Origin of the sequence: Kitasatospora sp. NBC_00315 (genome assembly GCF_041435095.1) — a bacterium.
In the GTDB taxonomy this organism is placed as follows: Bacteria; Actinomycetota; Actinomycetes; order Streptomycetales; family Streptomycetaceae; genus Kitasatospora.
In genome coordinates, this window is record NZ_CP108025.1 from 5,186,226 (window position 1) to 5,208,346 (window position 22,121).

General features: G+C 70.3%; 14 protein-coding genes and 2 rRNA genes. 9 read left to right on the forward strand and 7 right to left on the reverse strand.

Annotated features, from left to right (window positions below):
• Positions 1-99 precede the first annotated feature (99 nt).
• The 3 genes from OG823_RS21555 to OG823_RS21565 all read left to right on the forward strand — a co-directional run bounded on the left by OG823_RS21555 (position 100) and on the right by OG823_RS21565 (position 4,165).
• Positions 100-3,220 (forward strand): 23S ribosomal RNA (locus OG823_RS21555).
• 90 nt (positions 3,221-3,310) lie between these two features.
• Positions 3,311-3,427, forward strand: a 5S ribosomal RNA gene (gene rrf, locus OG823_RS21560).
• A 72-nt stretch (positions 3,428-3,499) separates the two neighbouring features.
• Complete coding sequence (locus OG823_RS21565; protein ID WP_371481208.1) at positions 3,500-4,165, forward strand: transposase; 666 nt, start codon at positions 3,500-3,502, stop codon at positions 4,163-4,165.
• 133 nt (positions 4,166-4,298) lie between these two features.
• On the opposite strand, the gene OG823_RS21570 is transcribed toward OG823_RS21565, so the two are convergent.
• From OG823_RS21570 to OG823_RS21590, 5 genes are all read right to left on the reverse strand, one after another.
• Positions 4,299-5,609 (reverse strand): DUF58 domain-containing protein, encoded by a 1,311-nt coding sequence (locus OG823_RS21570; RefSeq protein WP_371481209.1) that lies wholly within the window; start codon positions 5,607-5,609, stop codon positions 4,299-4,301.
• A 144-nt stretch (positions 5,610-5,753) separates the two neighbouring features.
• Positions 5,754-6,722: an AAA family ATPase gene (locus OG823_RS21575; protein ID WP_371484593.1), complete on the reverse strand. Its 969-nt coding sequence runs from the start codon at positions 6,720-6,722 to the stop codon at positions 5,754-5,756.
• 26 nt (positions 6,723-6,748) lie between these two features.
• Positions 6,749-8,050 carry a DUF4350 domain-containing protein gene (locus tag OG823_RS21580; protein ID WP_371481210.1) on the reverse strand — a complete coding sequence of 434 codons (1,302 nt, stop codon included), beginning with the start codon at positions 8,048-8,050 and terminating at the stop codon, positions 6,749-6,751.
• Positions 8,047-8,715, reverse strand: a complete 669-nt coding sequence (locus tag OG823_RS21585; protein WP_371481211.1) for a DUF4129 domain-containing protein — start codon at positions 8,713-8,715, stop codon at positions 8,047-8,049. The genes OG823_RS21580 and OG823_RS21585 overlap by 4 nt, the downstream gene beginning before the upstream one ends.
• Positions 8,716-8,720: 5 nt before the next feature.
• A complete protein-coding gene (locus OG823_RS21590; RefSeq protein WP_371481212.1) occupies positions 8,721-9,983 on the reverse strand; it encodes a hypothetical protein in 1,263 nt (420 codons plus the stop codon).
• Positions 9,984-10,219: 236 nt separating this feature from the next.
• Between OG823_RS21590 and mtrA the strand changes: the two genes are divergently transcribed.
• From mtrA to OG823_RS21605, 3 genes are read left to right on the forward strand one after another with little or no spacing between them, the layout of a single operon-like run.
• Positions 10,220-10,897: an MtrAB system response regulator MtrA gene (gene mtrA / locus OG823_RS21595; protein ID WP_073922994.1), complete on the forward strand. Its 678-nt coding sequence runs from the start codon at positions 10,220-10,222 to the stop codon at positions 10,895-10,897.
• A 1-nt stretch (position 10,898) separates the two neighbouring features.
• Positions 10,899-13,067, forward strand: a complete 2,169-nt coding sequence (mtrB, locus tag OG823_RS21600; RefSeq protein WP_371481213.1) for an MtrAB system histidine kinase MtrB — start codon at positions 10,899-10,901, stop codon at positions 13,065-13,067.
• A complete protein-coding gene (locus OG823_RS21605; protein WP_371481214.1) occupies positions 13,039-14,889 on the forward strand; it encodes an LpqB family beta-propeller domain-containing protein in 1,851 nt (616 codons plus the stop codon). Before mtrB ends, OG823_RS21605 begins: the two co-directional genes overlap by 29 nt.
• On the opposite strand, the gene OG823_RS21610 is transcribed toward OG823_RS21605, so the two are convergent.
• Positions 14,877-15,902 (reverse strand): ComF family protein, encoded by a 1,026-nt coding sequence (locus tag OG823_RS21610; RefSeq protein WP_371481215.1) that lies wholly within the window; start codon positions 15,900-15,902, stop codon positions 14,877-14,879. The two genes, OG823_RS21605 and OG823_RS21610, sit on opposite strands and share 13 nt — an antisense overlap.
• Positions 15,903-16,274: 372 nt before the next feature.
• On the opposite strand from OG823_RS21610, the gene hpf reads away from it, so the two are divergent.
• Positions 16,275-16,973, forward strand: coding sequence for a ribosome hibernation-promoting factor, HPF/YfiA family (hpf, locus tag OG823_RS21615; protein WP_371481216.1), 699 nt, complete (start codon positions 16,275-16,277; stop codon positions 16,971-16,973).
• 194 nt (positions 16,974-17,167) lie between these two features.
• Positions 17,168-17,932: a response regulator gene (locus tag OG823_RS21620; RefSeq protein ID WP_371481217.1), complete on the forward strand. Its 765-nt coding sequence runs from the start codon at positions 17,168-17,170 to the stop codon at positions 17,930-17,932.
• A gap of 4 nt (positions 17,933-17,936) precedes the next feature.
• Here OG823_RS21620 and OG823_RS21625 read toward each other — a convergent pair whose 3' ends face one another.
• Positions 17,937-19,103, reverse strand: a complete 1,167-nt coding sequence (locus OG823_RS21625) for a winged helix-turn-helix domain-containing protein (RefSeq protein WP_371481219.1) — start codon at positions 19,101-19,103, stop codon at positions 17,937-17,939.
• Positions 19,104-19,320: 217 nt separating this feature from the next.
• Between OG823_RS21625 and secA the strand changes: the two genes are divergently transcribed.
• The gene (gene secA / locus OG823_RS21630; RefSeq protein ID WP_371481221.1) at positions 19,321-22,077 is read left to right on the forward strand and encodes a preprotein translocase subunit SecA; all 2,757 of its coding nucleotides are present in this window, start codon (positions 19,321-19,323) and stop codon (positions 22,075-22,077) included.
• The last annotated feature ends 44 nt before the right edge of the window (positions 22,078-22,121 follow it).

Here is a 22,121-nt window from a genome sequence, read left to right on the forward strand (position 1 = left end):
GTTGCTTCAGTGCCGGTCCTACTTGAGATGCGTCGTGACGCGTTGATGGTGGGTGACTGGTCGTTGTTTGAGAACTGCACAGTGGACGCGAGCATCTGTGGCCAAGTTTTTAAGGGCGCACGGTGGATGCCTTGGCACCAGGAACCGATGAAGGACGTGGGAGGCCACGATAGTCCCCGGGGAGCCGTCAACCAGGCTTTGATCCGGGGGTTTCCGAATGGGGAAACCCGGCAGTCGTCATGGGCTGTCACCCATACCTGAACACATAGGGTATGTGGAGGGAACGCGGGGAAGTGAAACATCTCAGTACCCGCAGGAAGAGAAAACAACCGTGATTCCGGGAGTAGTGGCGAGCGAAACCGGATGAGGCTAAACCTGTTACGTGTGATACCCGGCAGGGGTTGCGTAGTAGGGGTCGTGGGAAAGTTCTTCAGTCGTCTGCCGGCGGCTGGGTGAGTCAGAAACCGTTGGTGTAGTCGAAGGACATGCGAAAGGTCCGGCGTAGAGGGTAAGACCCCCGTAGACGAAACATCAGCGGCTCACTTGAGCTTCTCCCAAGTAGCACGGAGCCCGAGAAATTCCGTGTGAATCTGGCGGGACCACCCGCTAAGCCTAAATATTCCCTGGTGACCGATAGCGGATAGTACCGTGAGGGAATGGTGAAAAGTACCGCGGGAGCGGAGTGAAATAGTACCTGAAACCGTGTGCCTACAAGCCGTGGGAGCGTCGGACGTGCAGCTTGCTGTGTGTCTCGTGACTGCGTGCCTTTTGAAGAATGAGCCTGCGAGTTTGCGGTGTGTAGCGAGGTTAACCCGTGTGGGGTAGCCGTAGCGAAAGCGAGTCCGAATAGGGCGTTTGAGTTGCATGCCCAAGACCCGAAGCGGAGTGATCTAGCCATGGGCAGGTTGAAGCGGAGGTAAGACTTCGTGGAGGACCGAACCCACCAGGGTTGAAAACCTGGGGGATGACCTGTGGTTAGGGGTGAAAGGCCAATCAAACTCCGTGATAGCTGGTTCTCCCCGAAATGCATTTAGGTGCAGCGTCACGTGTTTCTTGCCGGAGGTAGAGCACTGGATAGGCGATGGGCCTCAACGGGTTACTGACCTTAGCCAAACTCCGAATGCCGGTAAGTGAGAGCGTGGCAGTGAGACTGTGGGGGATAAGCTCCATGGTCGAGAGGGAAACAGCCCAGAACACCGACTAAGGTCCCTAAGCGTGTGCTAAGTGGGAAAGGATGTGGAGTCGCAGAGACAACCAGGAGGTTGGCTTAGAAGCAGCCACCCTTGAAAGAGTGCGTAATAGCTCACTGGTCAAGTGATTCCGCGCCGACAATGTAGCGGGGCTCAAGCACACCACCGAAGTCGTGTCATTGCAGCAATACCCCCAACGGGGGCTGTGATGGGTAGGGGAGCGTCGTGTTCCGGGTGAAGCAGCGGAGGAATCCAGTTGTGGACGGGACACGAGTGAGAATGCAGGCATGAGTAGCGATACAAGAGTGAGAAACTCTTGCGCCGATTGACCAAGGGTTCCTGGGTCAAGCTGATCTGCCCAGGGTAAGTCGGGACCTAAGGCGAGGCCGACAGGCGTAGTCGATGGACAACGGGTTGATATTCCCGTACCCGCTTTGAAGCGCCAACGTCGAACCTCTGAATGCTAAAGCCGTGAAGCCGGCCCGGAGTCTTCGGACAAAGGGACGTGGTGGAGCCGCTGACCCAACAGGGTAGTAGGTGAGCGATGGGGTGACGCAGGAAGGTAGTCCAGCCCGGGCGGTGGTTGTCCCGGGGTAAGGGTGTAGGCCGAGTGATAGGCAAATCCGTCACTCATTGAGGCTGAGACCTGATGCCGAGCCGATTGTGGTGAAGTGGATGATCCTATGCTGTCGAGAAAAGCCTCTAGCGAGTTTCATGGCGGCCCGTACCCCAAACCGACTCAGGTGGTCAGGTAGAGAATACCGAGGCGTTCGGGTGAACTATGGTTAAGGAACTCGGCAAAATGCCCCCGTAACTTCGGGAGAAGGGGGCCGGAACTGGTGATGAGTCTTGCACTCTGAGCTGGGGCCGGCCGCAGAGACCAGCGAGAAGCGACTGTTTACTAAAAACACAGGTCCGTGCGAAGCCGTAAGGCGATGTATACGGACTGACGCCTGCCCGGTGCTGGAACGTTAAGGGGACCGGTTAGTCGAGATTCGTCTCGGCGAAGCTGAGAACTTAAGCGCCAGTAAACGGCGGTGGTAACTATAACCATCCTAAGGTAGCGAAATTCCTTGTCGGGTAAGTTCCGACCTGCACGAATGGCGTAACGACTTCTCGACTGTCTCAACCATAGGCCCGGTGAAATTGCATTACGAGTAAAGATGCTCGTTTCGCGCAGCAGGACGGAAAGACCCCGGGACCTTTACTATAGCTTGATATTGGTGTTCGGTTCGGCTTGTGTAGGATAGGTGGGAGACTTTGAAGCGGCCACGCCAGTGGTTGTGGAGTCGACGTTGAAATACCACTCTGGTCGTGCTGGATGTCTAACCTGGGTCCGTGATCCGGATCAGGGACAGTGTCTGGTGGGTAGTTTAACTGGGGCGGTTGCCTCCTAAAGAGTAACGGAGGCGCCCAAAGGTTCCCTCAGCCTGGTTGGCAATCAGGTGTTGAGTGTAAGTGCACAAGGGAGCTTGACTGTGAGACCGACGGGTCGAGCAGGTGCGAAAGCAGGGACTAGTGATCCGGCGGTGGCTTGTGGAAGCGCCGTCGCTCAACGGATAAAAGGTACCCCGGGGATAACAGGCTGATCTTCCCCAAGAGTCCATATCGACGGGATGGTTTGGCACCTCGATGTCGGCTCGTCGCATCCTGGGGCTGGAGTAGGTCCCAAGGGTTGGGCTGTTCGCCCATTAAAGCGGTACGCGAGCTGGGTTTAGAACGTCGTGAGACAGTTCGGTCCCTATCCGCTGTGCGCGTAGGAATATTGAGAAGGGCTGTCCCTAGTACGAGAGGACCGGGACGGACGAACCTCTGGTGTGCCAGTTGTCCTGCCAAGGGCATGGCTGGTTGGCTACGTTCGGGAGGGATAACCGCTGAAAGCATCTAAGCGGGAAGCCTGCTTCGAGATGAGTATTCCCACCTCCTTGAGAGGGTAAGGCTCCCAGTAGACGACTGGGTTGATAGGCCGGATGTGGAAGCCCTGTAAGGGGTGGAGCTGACCGGTACTAATAGGCCGAGGGCTTGTCCTCAGTTGCTCGCGTCCACTGTGTTGTTCTGAAACAACGACCCCGTTTTTCCCGGGCCACGGGGAGAGCGGTGCGGTGACAGTTTCATAGTGTTTCGGTGGTCATAGCGTGAGGGAAACGCCCGGTTACATTCCGAACCCGGAAGCTAAGCCTCACAGCGCCGATGGTACTGCAGGGGGGACCCTGTGGGAGAGTAGGACGCCGCCGAACAATCATTCACAGAGAACCCCCACCCGATTTCGGGTGGGGGTTCTCTGCGTTTGTGCGGGATACGATCGCGGTATGGCACGACCTGGCCCCAAGGCCCACCCCGAACCCCAGCCGCGTACCGAGCCCTTCAGCTTGTCGACCGACCCCTTCGCGATGGAGACCTCGCACGAGGTCGCCGGCCTCTACCTCGCTCCGCCGGAGCGCGTGCTCGCGCTGCACGTGGACGCGGAGACCCTGCTGCGGCCCAAGCTCCGGACCGCGTTGGAGACGTTGAAGGACGAGCCGCTGCCGGCCGCCGTCTCCACCCTGCTCAACGGCCTGGACAGCACCTCCGACACGGTGTCCGGGACGCTGCACCGCCGTCGGCGCGGTGTGGCCTTCCGCCAGTACCTGACCCGGCTGGACAACGAGCTGCCCGAGGGCGGCGAGGTCCATCTGATCTGCGACAACTACTTCACGCACAAGTCGCCGACGGTGATCAACTGGCTGCGGGTCCACCCGCGGTTCACCATGCACTTCGCGCCGGACGAGTCGGCCTGGCTCGCCCATGTCGAGCGCTGGTTCGCCTACCAGGCGGCGCGCGAGGGCTTCCACGGGGACAGGTCCTCGGCGGTGGCGCTGGCGGGCGGGGTGACCGAGTGGCTGGCCCAGGACGGGAAGGCCGTCGGTGACGACCAGAAGGAGGCCGGCGAGGAGGCCGGAGCCGCCCCGTACGTCTGGGTGAAGCCGCGCTACTGAGCGGGGACGGCCGAGCCCGCCGTGGTCGGATCGCCGTGGCCCGACCGCCGCGGTCCGACACCGTGGACCGACACCGTGGCCCGGCCCCCGCGCCGACGGACCACCGCGGTGCCGGGTGGTCCGGGTGTGTCGCCTAAAGGCGGCCGGCCGCCTTCAGTGCCAGGTAGGCGTCGGCCAGGGCCGGGGCCAGGGCGGCCGGCGGGGCGTCCAGGACGGTGACTCCGTGGCGGGTCAGGTGCTCGGCGGTGTGGCGGCGCTCGGCGCGGGTCTGCTCCGCCGAAGCCGCGCCGTAGACGGCGTCCAGGGTGCCCCGGGCGGCGGCCAGCTCGTCCAGATGGGGATCGGAGACCGAGGCGAGCACCACCTCGTGCCGCTTGGTGAGCTGCGGCACGAGGGGCAGCAGACCGTCCTCCACGGGGCCGGCGTCCAGACCGGTCAGGATGACGACGAGAGACCGGTGCGGGGCCATCCGCAGGGCGGTGGAGACCAGTGAGCGCATGTCGGTCTCGAAGAGCGCGGGTTCCAGTACGGCCATCGCGTTGGTGAAGGCGGGCAGGATCTCGGACGGCGAACGGCCCGCCACCGAGGCCCGCTTGCGGACGTCGTGGGCGAGCAGATCGACCCGGTCACCGGCCCTGGTCGCCAGGGCGGTCAGAAGGAGAGCCGCGTCCAGCGCCGCGTCCAGCCGAGGGGCGTCGCCGACCCGGCCGGCCGAGGTGCGTCCGGTGTCGAGGACGACCAGGATGTGCCGGTCGCGCTCGGGACGCCAGGTACGGACGGCGACGGTCTGCCGGCGCGCACTGGCCCGCCAGTCGATCGAGCGGACGTCGTCACCCGGCAGGTACTCGCGCAGTGAGTCGAACTCGGTGCCCTGGCCACGGGTCAGGACCGAGGTGCGGCCGTCCAGTTCGCGCAGCCGGGCGAGCCTGGACGGCAGGTGCTTGCGGCTGGTGAACGGCGGCAGCGCGCGTACCGTCCACGGCACCAGATGGGAGCCCTGCCGGGCGGCCAGACCGAGCGGGCCGAGCGAGCGGACCGTCACCTTGTGCGCGTGGTGGTCGCCGCGCCGGGTGGGAGTGAGCACGGTGCTGAGCCGGCGGCGCTCGCCGGCCGGGACGAGGACGCTGTGCCGGGAGGCGCTGACGGCGAGTCCGGGGCGCCAGGCGGACGGTGGCCAGGCGTCCCGGATCCGGGCCCGCAGCGGGCGCCCGGCCGCGTTGGTGACGGCCAGTTCGACCGTCGCGGGTTCACCGAGGCGTACCGTCGTGTCGCCACTGCGGACGATCCGCAGCGAGCGTACGGGCGCGGCCAGCACGAGGTCGGCCAGCACGGCGAGGAACAGCACGCCGGTGACCGCGGCGACGCCGCCGAAGGACGGCGCGAGGAGGCCCACGACGAGCGCGCCGAGTGCGGCGAGCAGGGCGGTTCGCCCGGTGAGGGCCATGCGGATGCTCCTAGCGACTGTCGTCTGAGGCCTGCGGATGGTGCGATGGCGTCGACGCGGGACCCTGGCCGACCCGACGGCGGCGGCCGGTCGGCACCGTCGGGTCGGCACCGCGGTCAGTGCCGAGTGGTCGGTGCCGAGCGGTCAGCGCGGCGCCGGTGTCTGGGCGAGCACGGCCTGGATCACCGAGTCGGCGGTGACACCCTCCATCTCCGCCTCGGCCCGCAGCTGGACGCGGTGCCGCAGCGTCGGCAGGGCGAGCGCCTTGACGTCGTCCGGGGTGACGAAGTCGCGGCCGGCCAGCCAGGCCCAGGCGCGGGAGGCGCCCAGCAGGGCGGTGGCACCGCGCGGGGAGACCCCGATCGACAGCGAGGGGGACTGCCGGGTGGCCCGGCAGAGGTCGACGATGTACGCGAGCACCTCGGGCGAGACGGTGAGTTCGGCGATCTGGGCCCGGGCGGCCAGCAGGTCGGCGGGGCCGGCCACCGGGCGCACGCCGGCGGCGGCGAGATCACGCGGGTCGAAACCGGCCGCGTGCCTGGCCAGCACCTGGAACTCCTGGTCCCGGGAGGGCAGCGGGAGGACCAGCTTCAGCAGGAAGCGGTCGAGCTGGGCCTCGGGGAGCGGGTAGGTCCCCTCGTACTCGACCGGGTTCTGGGTCGCGGCGACCATGAACGGCGCCGGCAGCCGGCGGGGCTCGCCGTCGACGGTGACCTGGTGCTCCTCCATCGCCTCCAGCAGCGCGGCCTGGGTCTTGGGCGGCGTCCGGTTGATCTCGTCGGCGAGCAGCAGGTTGGTGAAGACCGGGCCGGGCTGGAAGGAGAACTCCGAGCTGCGGGCGTCGTAGACGAGGGAGCCGGTGACGTCGCCGGGCATCAGGTCCGGGGTGAACTGGATGCGCTTGGTCTCCAGGCTGAGCGCCGTCGAGAGGGCCCTGACCAGGAGGGTCTTGGCGACGCCGGGGACACCCTCCAGCAGGACGTGCCCGCCGCAGAGCAGCGCGACGACGAGACCGGTGACGGCGGCGTCGTTGCCGACCACGGCCTTGGCTATCTCGGCGCGCAGCGCGGTGAGTGCCTGGCGGGGGTCGTCGCCGGCCGTGCCGGCGGCGATGGTGGGCGTGGCGGTGGCCTGCTCGGTCACGGCTGTCGTACCTGCCTTTCGAGGGCGTCGAGGTCGTCGGCGAGCCGCAGCAGCGCGGCGTCGTCGGTGGGGGGCGGTCCGTACAGCAGGACCTGGACGGCGCCGGGCGCGCGCCCGCCCGCCAGACGGTCCGTGACGGCCGCGCACAGCGCGGTGGGATCGGGGACGCCCTGGACGAGCGGGACCCCGAGCACGGGGGCCAGGCGGTGCAGGGTGGCGCGGCGCAGGGCGTCGGCGGCCCGCCCGCGGGCCTTCGCCCGCCGGTAGAGCCTGGCCCGGCCCTCGGTGGTCTCGGCGGCCCGGACCACCACGGGGAGGTCCTCGCTGACGACCGGGCCCAGCCGGCGCCCGCGCCAGGCGGCGGCGAGCAGTGCCGCGACGGCCAGCTGCAGGCCGGCCCAGTACCAGCCGTCCGGGATGAAGTCGGTGAGCTCCTTCTGCCGGTTCACCGGGGCGTCGACCGAGAGGTCGGGCAGGAACCAGGTGAGGTGCGGCCGGGAGCCGAGCAGGCCGAGGGCGAGGGAGGCGTTGCCGTCCTCGTCGATCTTGTCGTTGGTCAGGAATCCGCCGCTGCCGAGCACGATGACGTCCCCGCCGTCGGCGGCGGGCTCCCGGACCAACGCGTAGCCGCTGTGCCGGGGGTAGCAGCCCTGGCCGTCCCGGCCGGGCTGGTAGAGCAGCTCGCCGAGGTAGGCGGTGCCGGCCCGGACGGCGTCCGGGAGGGAGCAGAGGGCGGGCGTGCCGGTCGGTGCCGCGTAGTCCGGCATGTCGCCGCGGACGGACTGGCGGACGGCCGGTGCCAGGACGGCGAGCGTGTCGTCGCCGGGGGAGATCAGCACCAGGCGGGCGTGGTGTGCGTCGGCGAGGTCGCGCAGCTGCTGCGGGGAGAGGCGGTCGGGGTCGGGCACCACGAGGGTGTCGGGGCCGGCCGGGTGCTGCGCCGCGTCCGTCGTGGTGTCGACGGTGAGGCCCTGCCGCTCCAGCAGGCGGGCGACGGCGCGGGTGCCGCTCGGGTCGCCGGAGCGCGGGTCCAGCGCCGGGTAGCTGCTGTCGCCGCGCAGGCCCGCCAGCAGCAGTCCGGCCACCAGCAGGACGCCCACCCCGAGCAGGTACCAGCGGGAGCGCAGCCAGAGCCCGCGTCCGGTCGGCGCCAGGCTGGTGCGGGTGGCCTCCTCCGGGGCCCCGGGCCCGTCGGGCGCGGGGCCGGTGGCCCGGGCCGGTACGGGTCCGGTGGCCTGGGCCGGTACGGGGCCTGGGCCGGTGGCCTGGGCCGGTACCGGGATGCCGGTGCTGGTCATACCGCGCCCTCCGGGGCCGGGGCGAGGGTCGGGCGGGTGCGCTCCAGCGCCTGGTCCAGGGTGCTGAGCAGCTGGTACGCGGCCCGGTCGGCGGGGGCGTCGCCGTAGGCGATGGCGTCGAAGGCGCGGGCGGCCCCGGCGAGCGCGGCGGCGTGCTCCGGCAGGCTCCGGCCGGCTTCGGCGGCGGCCTCGTCGGCGGTGCGCCCGGGGCGTGGGTCGAGCAGGGTGCGCTCCTCCAGGGCGCGCACGACGGCCCGCATCTGCTCGCGCACCGCCTCCGTCCACTGCCCGGCGTCCGCGTACCGGCGGGCCTCGGCGCGGTGCTGGTCGGCGGTGCGCGGACCGCCGTCGTCGAAGAGCGTGCCGGTGCTGCGGGCGGTGCGCCGGGGGGCGCCCAGACGCCACCAGACGGCGGCGGCGACCACCAGGGCGACGATCACGAAGAGCACCAGCGCGGTGGTGCCGCCGGTGGCGGAGCCGACGCCGGCGAGCGCCTTGTCCAGCTGCTCCCAGAACCAGCCGGTGACCCGCTGGATCAGGCTCGGGTCGTGCCGGTGATAGACGGGGTCGAGCAGCTCGCGCCGGGCTGCGTCGCGGGCCGGGTCGCGCGGAACGGTGACGGGGGCGCCGCCGGCCAGCAGCGCCCCTTCCCCCCAGGTCGGCATCCCGGTCAGAGCCTCGGTGCGGTCGGATCCGCGGGGTCGGCGCCGGCCCAGCCGCCGCCGTACTCGGGCAGTCCGGCCGCGCGGGCCAGTTCGATGTCCAGTGCCTCGCGCCGGATCCGCTGGTCGACGTAGAGCAGCACGTTGACGGCGGCGGTTACCGGGATGGTGATGGTGCCGGCGATCAGGCCGCCGAGGGCCATCACCAGCAGCGCCGCCGGCGGGAACACGGCGCCGAACCCGGGGATGCCGGTGCTCTGGCCCGATTGGTCGATGCTGTCACCGGCCACCGCCACGGCGGCGATGGAGAACGGCATGGCGATGATCCCGGAGAAGAAGCCGACCATGACGGTGCTGAGCAGGGTGATGCCGAAGATCCGCCACCAGGAGCCGCGGACCAGCCGGCGGGAGCGGGAGAGCGAGGTGCGGATGCCCTGCTTCTCCAGCATCAGCGCGGGGGCCGACAGGCTCAGCTGGATCCAGACCCAGCCGGCCACCACGAATCCGAGGAAGGCGACCACGCCGAGCAGCAGGGCGATTCCGGGGTCGGGATCGGCGGCGAGCAGGTAGCCGATCACCGGCGCGGCCCCGAGCAGGATGATGCCCAGCACGATCAGTGCGTTCAGCAGCGTCAGGCCGAGCAGCTGCAACAGCCGGGGGCGCGCGTCCTTCCACACCTCGCCGAGGGTGACGGACCGGCCCAGGATCGCCCGGCTGACCAGCATGGTGAGCAGGGCGGTGGCGAGGACGCCCACCAGGACGCCGACCGGCAGCTCGGCGACGGCGGCCACCGCCGTCACCACGTCGCTGGGGTGGTCGTAGGACCACCACTGGACGGCCGTGCTGACCACCTGCTGCACCACGGCCAGGCCGAGCGAGATGCCGAGAGCGGTACGCCAGTGCCGGCGGACCGTGGAGACCGCGCCGTCGAGGATCTCGCCGACGCCGAGCGGGCGCAGCGGGATGATCCCGGGCTTGGGGCTCAGCGGGGCGGCGCCCCAGGGCTGGGGGCCCCACGGCTGGGGGCCGCCGTACGGGGCGCCGGGCCCCGCGCCCCACTGCTGCTGGCCGCCGTGGTGCGGTCCGCCGTACTGTGGGCCGCCCGGCTGCGGTCCGCCGTAGCCGCCGCCCCAGGCGGGTGGTGCGGACGGTGTGGTGTCATGCGGTGACGACTGCCCGGGCACGGTGGCGGGTGCGTCGGCCGGCGGCCGGGCGTCCTCGCGGGGTGGCTCGGACGAGCTGGGCGGGGCCCAGCCCGGGGTGTCGGTCATCACTGCTCCTGGGAGGGGGCGTCATGGTCACAGGCCGGATCGGCGACCTGTGCCGCCCATCGTGCCATGGTGGGTGCGGACGCCCCAGGGGTATCCGGTTGCTGATCGACAACGGCCTTTCCGGGACGGACGGGCCGGCGCCATTCGCCCGTTTTGGGCTGATTTTGCTGAAGGGTTGCGCGAGGAATGACACGGCTGTGCGGCAGGTCACAAACGGGTAATGAGAAGATGGAAGCATGAAGGGACGCGTCCTCGTCGTTGATGACGACTCCGCACTGGCCGAGATGCTCGGCATTGTGTTGCGTGGTGAGGGTTTTGAGCCGTTTTTCGTCGCAGATGGGGACAAGGCGCTAGCCGCGTTCCGGGAGACCAAGCCTGATCTCGTGCTGTTGGACCTGATGCTGCCCGGCCGCGACGGCATCGACGTCGCCCGGCAGATCAGGGCCGAGTCCGGGGTCCCGATCGTGATGCTCACCGCGAAGACCGACACGGTCGACATCGTGGTGGGCCTGGAGTCCGGTGCCGACGACTACGTCGTCAAGCCGTTCAAGCCCAAGGAGCTGGTGGCGCGGGTGCGCGCCCGCCTGCGCCGGGCCGAGGAGCCCACGCCCGAGCAGCTCACCATCGGCGATCTGGTGATCGACGTGGCGGGTCACTCGGTCAAGCGGGACGGCCGGGGCATCCCGCTGACCCCGCTGGAGTTCGACCTGCTGGTCGCGCTGGCCCGCAAGCCCTGGCAGGTGTTCACCCGCGAGGTGCTGCTGGAGCAGGTCTGGGGCTACCGGCACGCGGCCGACACCCGGCTGGTGAACGTCCATGTCCAGCGGCTCCGCTCGAAGATCGAGAAGGACCCGGAGCGCCCCGAGATCGTGGTGACCGTCCGGGGTGTCGGCTACAAGGCGGGACCCAGCTGACGTGACGTACCAGGCTGACAACTCCCCGTCGGGCGAGAGCCCCGACGGGGAGGCCGCCGTGCAGGGGGACGTACTGAGCTCGACGACCCGGGGCGGTCCGCCCAGGCGTGGTCCGGCGGCGCTCCTCGCTCCGGTGACGCGTCAGCTGCGCCGGCCGTGGCTGCGGGTGTCCGCGCTCTACCGGCGTTCGATCCAGTTGCGGGTGGTCGCGGCGACGCTGCTGCTCTCCGTGACCGTGGTCCTGGTGCTGGGCGTGGTGGTGGTGGCGCAGGTCAGGGCCGGGCTGCTGGACACCAAGAAGCTGTCGGCCCGCAGTCAGGCCGGCGGCGGTTTCCAGAGCGAGCAGAAGAAGATCTACGACGCGGCCGACCTGAAGTTCAAGGCCGGCAACATCGGGGATCCCACCACCGACGAGATCGGCACCTGGCTGCTCAAGCAGGTCTCCGACCTGGCCAGCAGTGGCCAGGGCCTGTACTCGGTGATCGCGATGGTGCCCTCGACCGGTCAGGAGGAGTCCGCCAAGAGCTCCGACCTGCTCGGGCCGCGCTACTCGGGCGACATCCTGCCGAGCAGCATCCCGCAGTCGCTGCGCGACGAGGTCTCCTCCGACCCCGGGGTCTCCTTCGAGCAGCCGACCGTGATCAACCGCTCGACGGACGGCAACGCCAAGTCCAGCCACGAACCGGGCCTGGCGATCGGCAAGCAGTTCACCGGCCCCGGTGGCACCGAGTACCAGCTGTACTACGTCTTCTCCTTCGAGCAGGAGAGCAACACCCTCGACCTGGTCACCGGCACCCTGGCCACCGCCGGACTGTTCGTGGTGGTCCTGCTGGTCGGCATCGCCTGGCTGGTGGTGCGCCAGGTGGTGACCCCGGTCCGGATGGCGGCCGGCATCTCCGAGCGGCTCGCCGCCGGGCACCTGGAAGAACGGATGAAGGTCACCGGCACCGACGACATCGCCCGGCTCGGCGACTCCTTCAACCGGATGGCGAACGGTCTGCAGGCGCAGATCCGCCAGCTGGAGGAGCTCTCCCGGGTGCAGCGGCGCTTCGTCTCGGACGTGTCGCACGAGCTGCGCACCCCGCTGACCACCGTCCGGATGGCGGCCGACCTGATCTACGACAGCCGCGAGGACCTGGACCCGATGGCGGCCCGCTCGGCCGAGCTGCTCCAGGGGCAGCTGGACCGCTTCGAGTCGCTGCTCGCCGATCTGCTGGAGATCAGCCGCTTCGACGCGGGCGCCGCGATCCTCGACGCCGAGCCCGTCGACCTGCGGGACATCGTGACCCGGGTGGTCGAGGCCGCCGACCCGCTGGCGCAGGCCAAGGGCAGTGCCGTGATCCTGCGCGGCGACGGTGAGCCGGTGGTCGCCGAGGTCGACTCCCGGCGGATCGAGCGCATCCTGCGCAACCTGGTCGTCAACGCGCTGGAGCACGGTGAGGGCCGGGACGTGGTGATCCGGCTGGGCTCCGCCGAGGGCGCGGTCGCGATCGGCGTCCGCGACTACGGCATCGGGCTCAAGCCCGGCGAGGCCTCCCGGGTCTTCCACCGGTTCTGGCGGGCCGACCCCTCGCGGGTCCGGACCACCGGCGGCACCGGGCTGGGCCTGTCCATCGCGGTCGAGGACGCCCATCTGCACGGCGGCTGGCTGCAGGCCTGGGGCGAGCCCGGCGGCGGTTCGCACTTCCGCCTCACCATGCCGCGGACCCGGGGCGGCGAGATCCACCGGGCGCCGTTCCGGCTGGAGCCGGAGGACTCCCGCAACAACCGGGGCCTCGGCTCCTCCATCACGCCCTACCGGCGGGGCCGGCCGGCGGGAGCCACCGCGCTGACCGCCGCCGACGAGTCGACGATCGTCCCCGAGACGCCGGAGAGCGGCCAGAACGGCTTCGGGAGCGGTCTCGGCGGCGTGCTGAGCATCGGCCCCGGGCTGGGCAGCCGGCGGCCCGTCGCACCGCGCTCGGACCCCTCGGACGTCCGTACGACGGGCGCGGGGTACGGTGCCACCGGGGCCCAGATCGTCGTCGACCGGACGGCCCTGCTGCCGTCGGTGACGCAGCGGAGCGCCGAGAGCGAGGACGCCGCCCGGGCCGGGGTCGACGGACACGGCACCGGCGGGACGGACACGGAGGGGACGCAGCGTGCGAAGGACCACCAGCGGGGCCGCTGAGCCGCGTCGGAGCGCAGCGGCCGGGGCCGTCCTGGCCTCACTGCTGCTCGGCGGCTGCGCGGCCATGCCCGACTCCGGGCCGGTCAGCAAGGTGGAGTTCTCGCAGGGCGCGGCGGACAAGAACCTGCAGGTCCGGGTCTTCCCGGTGGCCCCCAACAAGGGCGAGGACCCGCGGGGTCTGCTGGCCGGCTTCCTGGACGCCTCGATCGCGGACGAGGACGGTTACGACACCGCGAAGAAGTACCTGACCGAGGGCGCGCACGCCCGCTGGAACCCGGAGGCGGGCATCACCGTGCTGGCCGGCGACCCGGCCGTCGGCGGCGGCCAGCTGGCCGACGACGGCGGGACCACGGCGGACCTCACCGCATCGGGTACCCAGGTCGCCCGGATCGACGCCAACCACTCGTACCGCTTCGCCGACGGTGAGACGAAACTCGACTTCACCTTCGTCAAGGAGAAGGGCGAGTGGCGGATCGATCAGCTGCCGGACGGGCTGGTCGTCAACCAGACGAACTTCCGCAACAGCTACCGGCAGGTCTCCCGGTTCTTCTACACCGGCGGCGACACCTCGGCCCCCAGCGCGCACGAGGTCCTGGTGGCCGACCCGATCTTCCTGCGGCGCCGAATAGACCCGCTGACCGCGGCGGCGAAGGCCCTGGTCAACGGTCCCTCGGACTGGCTGTCCCCGGTGGTCAGCACCGCGCTCGGCGGGGTCACCGTGCAGAAGGTGACGGTCGACGACAGCAGGGCGGCGCACGTGGAGATCGGCGGGCCGGGCTACGCCGGTGGCCCGCAGTTCTGCCAGCGGATGGCCGCGCAGTTCTTCTACACCCTCTCCGACCAGGGGAAGGGCCAGATCGACCGGCTGGAGCTGAAGGGTCCGCAGGGCACCTGCTGGACCAACAAGACGCTCTCCGACCAGGTCGCGCCCGGCAGTCTGGCCGGCGGCTCCGCCGCCACCCGCCAGTACTACCAGGTGGCCGCGACCGGGCAGCTGATGGCCGCCGCCGACCAGGGCGAGGGCACCCCGGTGGCGGGGGAGCTCGGGCGGGCCCCGGCCGGCGGGCGTACCGAGCTCGGCACCGTCGCGGTACGCCGGGACGGCCAGCGGGCCGCCGCCGTCAGCGCGGACGGCCGCTTGCTCTACCTGGCCGGCACCACCGACGGTGACACCCTGGGCCAGCCCGTGCTCTCCACCACCGGCCACCCCGCCAAACCGGAGGACGGCCTCGCCTCGCCCAGCTGGGACGGCCGGGGCGACCTCTGGGTGGTCGACCACGACGCGCAGGCACCCGCGGTCCGGCTGGTCCGGGACCGGACGGTGGTCACCGTGCCGGTCGACGGCCTGGCCGGGACGACCGTGCAGAGCCTGAAGGTCTCCTCGGACGGCGTCCGGGTGGCCCTGGTGCTCAAGGACGCGACGGGGGCCCGCTCGCTGGTGCTGGCCGTGGTCGTGCACGGCGGCACGCCGCAGGCGCCGCAGACGCGGATCTCGGGGCTGCGCACGATCGCACCACTGCTGACCGACGTCGCCTCCGTCTCCTGGGCCGACACCGACCAGCTGCTCGTGCTCGGCAAGGAGAAGGACCGCCTCCAGCAGCTGTACTACATCAGCACGGACGGTTCGCAGAGCACGGACGCCCCTCTGCAGGGCGGTGAGGGCATGGCCTCGGTGGCCGCCTCGGAGGGCCGCGACGGCGGCACCGTACCGGCGGTGCTGGCGGTGCAGACCAAGGAGAACAAGATCTACCGCCTGACGGGCAACCAGTGGCGTGAGCTCGTCCTGCCGTACGAGGTGAACTCCTTCAGCTACCCGGGCTGACGGCGCAGCGCGGTGGCGGCCACGGTGGCGGCCGCGCTCGCCGGTGCACCCGCGCGGGCCAGGGCGCGGGCGGCCTCGGCCAGGCTGGCGCCGGTGGTGACCAGATCGTCCACCAGTACCACCCGGCACGGCGCCGGTTGACGGCCCGCCCGGCGGCCCCCGCTCCGGTGGTCCCCTCGGTGACCCGGCGTCCGCCGACCTTCCGTGCGCTGACCTCCTGTGTCCTGACCTCGGGTGCCCTGATCCCCCGTGCGCTGACCTCGTGTGCCCTGATCCCCCGTGCGTTGGCCCTCCCTGCCGTCCGGGGCCGGTCTGCGCCGACGTGCCCTGTTCCGGTCCGGCGCGGGCCCGGGTGGGTGGGCGGCCGCCAGCCGGTGGGTCAGGCCGGGTGGGACAACCAGTGCGCCCTGCAGGTTCCGGCGGCGCCCGGCCGCCGAGAGGCCGGACTGGTCGGCGACCCACCGGGTGTGCCGCAGCACGGCGGCGACGCGGGCGGGCCGCCCGTCGCGGCGCAGCGCCCGCGCGGCGGCCCGGGCCAGGCGCAGGGTCGGGTCGTGGCCGCGGGCCCGGACCGACTCCCGGGTGGAGGGCACCGGCACCAGCAGCACCGGCGTACCGGGCGGCAGCGGACCTAGCGCGGAGCGGACCGCTCCGGCCAGTGCCTCGCCCAGCGGGGCCGCCAGCCGCAGCGCCCCGCGCTCCTTGTGCGCGAGCAGCAGCCGGCGGACGGGGTCGGCGTAGGGCGCGGCGGCGTGCACGCCCCTGAAGGCGGTGGGGCCGGGCCGTGCGCCCGCCAGGGCCGCCCGGCAGGACCGGCAGAGCTGGACGCGGCCGGCCCGGCAGCCGGCGCAGGGGGTGGGCAGCAGCAGGCCGAGCAGTTCCCCGAACAGGGCGCCGGGTGCGCCGCCGGGCGGTTCCCCGTCGGGGGCCGGTGGCGGGAGGGCGCGCGCGCCGGTGGGTCGCGCCCGGTCGGACGGCGGGGTGGGGTGGGGCTCGGAGGGGAGGTCGGGCACGACTCCTCCAGGTGGCTCGCAGGCACGGAGAGTGAGATCACCCTGGGCCGTACGGGCGGAGTTGTCCAGGTATTTACCTGGCTTTCACTCCGGAGAGGGTAGACACTCTGCAACGGCACCATGGCCGGCCCGGCCGCACCAGGACCGCACCGCTCCGTCCCGCTGAGAGGCGAAATCCCCCCACGGGGTGTTCCATGAGGCTCCAGGGGGTTTCAAGTTGCCCTGGTGGGGAGGAAGTGAGGTGAGGGCCAGTCGCGCCCGCCGCCCGCGGCGACGCGGAGGGCCGGCAGTGGATTGGCTGGTCCGGCTGGGTCTCAGCCCGATTCGGTGGTCACTCCGGATCGGCATCAGCACGAGGGATCGGAGTTCTGCGTGGACATCGTCGTCAAGGGCCGCAAGACCGAGGTGCCCAAGAGGTTCCGCGAGCACGTGGCCGAGAAGCTGGAGAAGGTCCAGAAGTTCGACGGCAAGGTGATCAGCCTCGACGTCGAGGTGTCCAAGGAACACAACCCGCGCCAGGCCGACCGGTCCGAGCGGGTGGAGATCACTGTCCGTACCCGCGGCCCGGTGATCCGGGCCGAGGCCAACGCCGCGGATCCCTACGCGGCGCTCGACCTGGCCTCGGCGAAGCTCGACGCGCAGTTGCGCAAGTCCGCCGACCGGCGGCGCGTGGTCAAGGGCGGCAACGGCCGCACCCCGCTGAGCGTCGCCGAGGCGACCGCCTCGCTCGCGGCCCTGCCCGACACCGTGGCGGACGACGGCGGCAGCAACGGAGCGGTCCGCAAGACCAAGATGGGATCTCTGGAGGTGGAGGGCGACGGACCGCTCGTCGTCCGCGAGAAGACGCACCCCGCCGTACCCATGGCACTGGACCAGGCCCTCTACGAGATGGAGCTGGTCGGCCACGACTTCTACCTCTTCGTGGAGAAGGACAGCGGTCTGCCGAGCGTGGTCTACCGCCGGCACGGCTACCACTACGGTGTGATCCACCTGAAGGCCGACGGCAGTGCCGTCGAGGGAGCGGTCGGTGGCGCCGGTGGCGTGCTCGGCGGCCCGGACGACGAGGACTGACCTCCGGAGGGGCCTCCGTCCGAAGCGGTGAGCAGGGGTGACCCCGGTGGCGGACGCCGCCGGGGTCACCCGTTCGAGCGGAGCCGGCCGGGTCGGTGACCCATGCATGATCGTCCCGCGCCGGAGGGTGATCGTGGAGTGCTCCGGTCGTGGAATGATTGGCGCGACGACGACCGGCTACGGGGGAGGAGCGGATGGGGGATCGATTCGGGCTGGGGCCCGCCGGCGGGCCGGTTCAGGGGGTGCCCGCGGGGGTGGGAGAGGCTCCTGAGTCCGAGTACGCCCCACGCAGGGGGGAGCCGATCAGGGTGCTGGTGGTGGACGACCACGCGTTGTTCCGCCGGGGCCTGGAGATCGTGCTGGCCGAGGAGGAGGACATCAAGGTCATCGGCGAGGCGGGGGACGGCGCCGAGGCGGTCCTCAAGGCGGCCGACCTGCTGCCCGACATCATCCTGATGGACGTCCGGATGCCGCGGCGCAGCGGGATCGAGGCCTGCACCGCGATCAAGGACGTGGTGCCGAGCGCCAAGATCATCATGCTGACGATAAGCGACGAGGAAGCCGACCTCTACGAGGCGATCAAGGCCGGTGCGACGGGCTACCTGCTCAAGGAGATCTCCACCGACGAGGTCGCCACCGCGATCCGCGCCGTCGCCGACGGCCAGTCGCAGATCAGCCCCTCGATGGCGTCCAAACTGCTCACCGAGTTCAAGTCGATGATCCAGCGGCGGTCCGACGACCGTGATCTGGTGCCCGCCCCCCGGCTCACCGACCGGGAGCTGGAGGTGCTCAAACTGGTGGCCACCGGTATGAACAACCGGGAGATCGCCAAGGAGCTGTTCATCAGCGAGAACACCGTGAAGAACCACGTCCGCAACATCCTGGAGAAGCTGCAGCTGCACTCCCGGATGGAGGCCGTGGTCTACGCGATGCGGGAGAAGATCCTCGAAATAGGCTGACGCGTCAGCCCAGCAGCCGCTCCAGGGGCTCCCGGAGCGATTCGTCGGTCAGCGCCTCCACCCGGACGCTCTCGCAGCCGACCCACTCGGCCGCCTCGCGCAGCGCCGTGGCCAGCGCCCCGAGGTGCTTCGGCGCCGCCAGCGAGATCTGACGGGCCACCAGGGTTCGGCCCTCGCGGGCCGGATCCACCCGGCCGACCAGCCGGCCGCCGGTCAGCAGCGGCATCGCGAAGTACCCGTGCACCCGCTTGTGCTTGGGGGTGTACGCCTCCAGCCGGTGCGTCATGCCGAAGATCCGCGCCGTGCGGGCGCGGTCCCAGACCAGCGAGTCGAACGGCGAGAGCAGGGTGGTCCGGTGCCGGCCGCGGGGTGCGTCGGCCAGTGCGGCCGGGTCGGCCCAGGCGGCGGCGGGGGCGCCCGACGGGCCCCAGCCCGCCACCTCGACCGGGACGAGCGCGCAGTCGCCGAGCACCGAATCCACCTGCTCGGCCCGGAGTCGGTGGTAGTCCATCAGGTCGGCCCTGGTGGCCACCCCGAGTGCGGCGCCGGACTGCTCGACCAGTGTCCGCAGGCACTGCGGGTCGGCCGGGTCGCGCCCGAACAGCTCGGCGGGAACGGCGCGTTCGGCCAGCTCGTAGACCCGTTTCCAGCTGCGCCGCTCGGTGCAGACCACGTCGCCGAAGGCGAGCGCCCGCTCCACCGCGATCTTGGTGTCGGACCAGTCCCACCACTCGGCCGTCCGCTTGGCGCCGCCGAGCTCGGTGGAGGTGAGCGGCCCCTCGGCGCGGAGCTTGTCCAGCACCTGCCGGTACGTCCGCGGTGTCACCCGGTGGCCCCAGAGGTTGCCCCGGTCGCGGTAGTGGCGGCGGCGGAAGGCGAACAGCGGCCACTCCTCCACCGGCAGCACGCAGGCGGCGTGCGACCAGTACTCGAAGCTCGTCCCGCCACCCCAGTACGCCGCCTCGACGGCCGGGCGGCCGACCGCGCCGAGCCGGGCGTACGGAATCAGTTCGTGGGAGCGGGCCAGCACCGAGATGGTGTCCAGCTGGACGGCGCCGAGGTGCCTCAGCACCCCGCGGACCCCGCTCCGGCGGTCCGGCGCCCCGAGCAGGCCCTGTGCGCGCAGCGCGATCCGGCGGGCCTCGTCGGCGCTGAGAGTCGTGACGGTCATGCCTGCGAGGGTAGGGGGCGGCGCCGACAGCGGTCCTCGGGGTGACCGGTTTGACCCGGTAGGACGGCCTATCGGGCGAAGTGCTCTCACGGGTGACACGGGAATAGCGTGCTGACGCACCTCCCGGGGCATTGGACTCCTCGCATACGATGGCCCGTGCGGTGGGGTGGCCCCCGTGCAGTCGTCCAGTGCCAATACAGGCAAGGAGCCCGCTCAAGTGTCCGTCTTCGACAAGATCCTGCGCGCCGGCGAAGGCAAGATCCTTCGCAAGCTGCAGCGGATTGCTGCCCAGGTCAACTCCATCGAAGAGGACTTCGTCAACCTCACGGACGCCGAGCTGCGCGCGTTGACCGATGAGTACAAGCAGCGGCATGCCGACGGCGAGAGCCTGGACGACCTCCTGCCCGAGGCGTTCGCGACCGTCCGCGAGGCGGCGAAGCGTGTGCTCGGTCAGCGGCACTACGACGTCCAGATCATGGGTGGCGCGGCCCTGCACCTCGGCTACGTCGCCGAGATGCGCACCGGTGAGGGCAAGACCCTGGTCGGCACGCTCCCGACGTACCTGAACGCCCTGACGGGCAAGGGCGTCCACCTGATCACCACCAACGACTACCTCGCCGAGCGCGACTCGGAGTGGATGGGCCGGGTGCACCGCTTCCTCGGCCTCGAGGTCGGCGTGGTGCTGGGCAACATGACGCCTCCCGAGCGCAAGCGCCAGTACGGGATGGACATCACGTACGGCACCAACAACGAGTTCGGCTTCGACTACCTGCGCGACAACATGGCCTGGTCGAAGGACGAACTGGTCCAGCGCGGCCACAACTTCGCGGTCGTCGACGAGGTCGACTCGATCCTGATCGACGAGGCCCGTACGCCGCTGATCATCTCCGGCCCGGCCGACCAGGCGACCAAGTGGTACGCCGACTTCGCCAAGCTGGTGCAGCGCCTCAAGATCGACCGGGACTACGAGGTCGACGAGAAGAAGCGCACCGTGGGTGTCCTGGAGGACGGCGTCTCGCGGGTCGAGGACTACCTCGGCATCGACAACCTCTACGAGTCGGTGAACACCCCGCTGGTCGGGTTCCTGAACAACGCCATCAAGGCCAAGGAGCTCTACAAGGCGGACAAGGACTACGTCGTCATGAACGGCGAGGTCATGATCGTCGACGAGCACACCGGCCGCATCCTGGCCGGCCGCCGCTACAACGAGGGCATGCACCAGGCGATCGAGGCCAAGGAGGGGGTGGAGGTCCAGAACGAGAACCAGACCCTGGCCACCATCACCCTGCAGAACTTCTTCCGGCTGTACGAGAAGCTCTCCGGCATGACCGGTACCGGTACCACCGAGGCCGCCGAGTTCCACCAGATCTACAAGCTCGGCGTGGTGCCGATCCCGACCAACAAGGATCCCCGCCGGATCGACCAGCCCGATCTGATCTACAAGTCGGAGCCGGCCAAGTTCGCCGCCGTGGTCGAGGACATCGCCGAGAAGCACGAGAAGGGCCAGCCCGTCCTGGTCGGCACCGTCTCGGTCGAGAAGTCCGAGTACCTGTCCCAGGAGCTGCGCAAGCGCGGCATCCCGCACGAGGTGCTGAACGCCAAGCACCACGAGCGCGAGGCGCAGATCGTCGCGCAGGCCGGCCGCAAGGGCGCCGTCACCGTCGCCACCAACATGGCCGGCCGTGGCACCGACATCATGCTCGGCGGCAACCCCGACCACCTCGCGGCGGCCGAGCTGGCCCAGCGCGGGCTCGCCCCGACCGACACCCCGGACGAGTACGAGGCGGCCTTCCCGGAGGCGCTGGAGAAGGCCAAGGCCTCGGTCAAGGCCGAGCAGGAGGAGGTCCGCGAGGCCGGCGGCCTGTACGTGCTGGGCACCGAGCGGCACGAGTCGCGCCGTATCGACAACCAGCTGCGCGGCCGCTCCGGCCGTCAGGGCGACCCGGGCGAGTCCCGCTTCTACCTCTCGCTGGGCGACGACCTGATGCGCCTGTTCAAGGCCGGCATGGTCGAGCGCGTGCTCTCGATGGCGAACGTCCCGGAGGACGTGCCGATCGAGTCGAAGATGGTGACCCGGGCGATCGCCTCGGCCCAGACCCAGGTCGAGCAGCAGAACTTCGAGATCCGCAAGAACGTCCTGAAGTACGACGAGGTGCTGAACCGCCAGCGCGAGGTCATCTACGGCGAGCGCCGCCGTGTCCTGGAGGGCGAGGACCTCCAGGAGCAGATCGGCCACTTCATGGACGACACCGTCGAGGCGTACGTCAAGGCCGCGACGGGCGAGGGCTTCGAGGACGACTGGGACCTCGACAAGCTGTGGAACGCGCTCAAGCAGCTCTACCCGCTCACCCTGGAGCTGGAGGAGCTGGAGGAGGAGGCGGGCGGTTCGGCCGGCCTCACGTCCGAGTTCCTGCTGAAGGCCGTCCAGGAGGACATCCAGGCCCAGTACGGCGCCCGTGAGGACCAGCTCGGCGAGGAGATCATGCGCGAGCTGGAGCGCCGCGTGGTCCTCTCGGTGCTGGACCGCCGCTGGCGCGAGCACCTCTACGAGATGGACTACCTCCAGGAGGGCATCGGCCTGCGGGCGATGGCCCAGCGCGACCCGCTGGTCGAGTACCAGCGCGAGGGCTTCGACATGTTCACCGCCATGATGGAGGGCATCAAGGAGGAGTCCGTCGGCTACCTGTTCAACCTGGAGGTCCAGGTCGAGCAGCAGGTCGAGGAGGTCCCGATCACGGACGGCGACGGCGAGATCTCGCTGGAGAAGGAGAGCCGGCCGGAGATCAAGGCCAAGGGCCTGGAGGCGCCGAAGCCGCAGCGCCTGCACTACACCGCGCCGACGGTCGACGGCGACGACACCGTGATCGAGGGCGACTTCGAGGACACCGTGGCGGACGACGAGGGCGACGGCCTCACCAGGGCCGAGCGCCGCAAGGCCGCCAAGTCGGCCAAGGGCCGCCGCCGCAAGGCCTGACCCACCGGCGCGGACGTACCGCGCACGGGCCCGAAGGGCGCCGC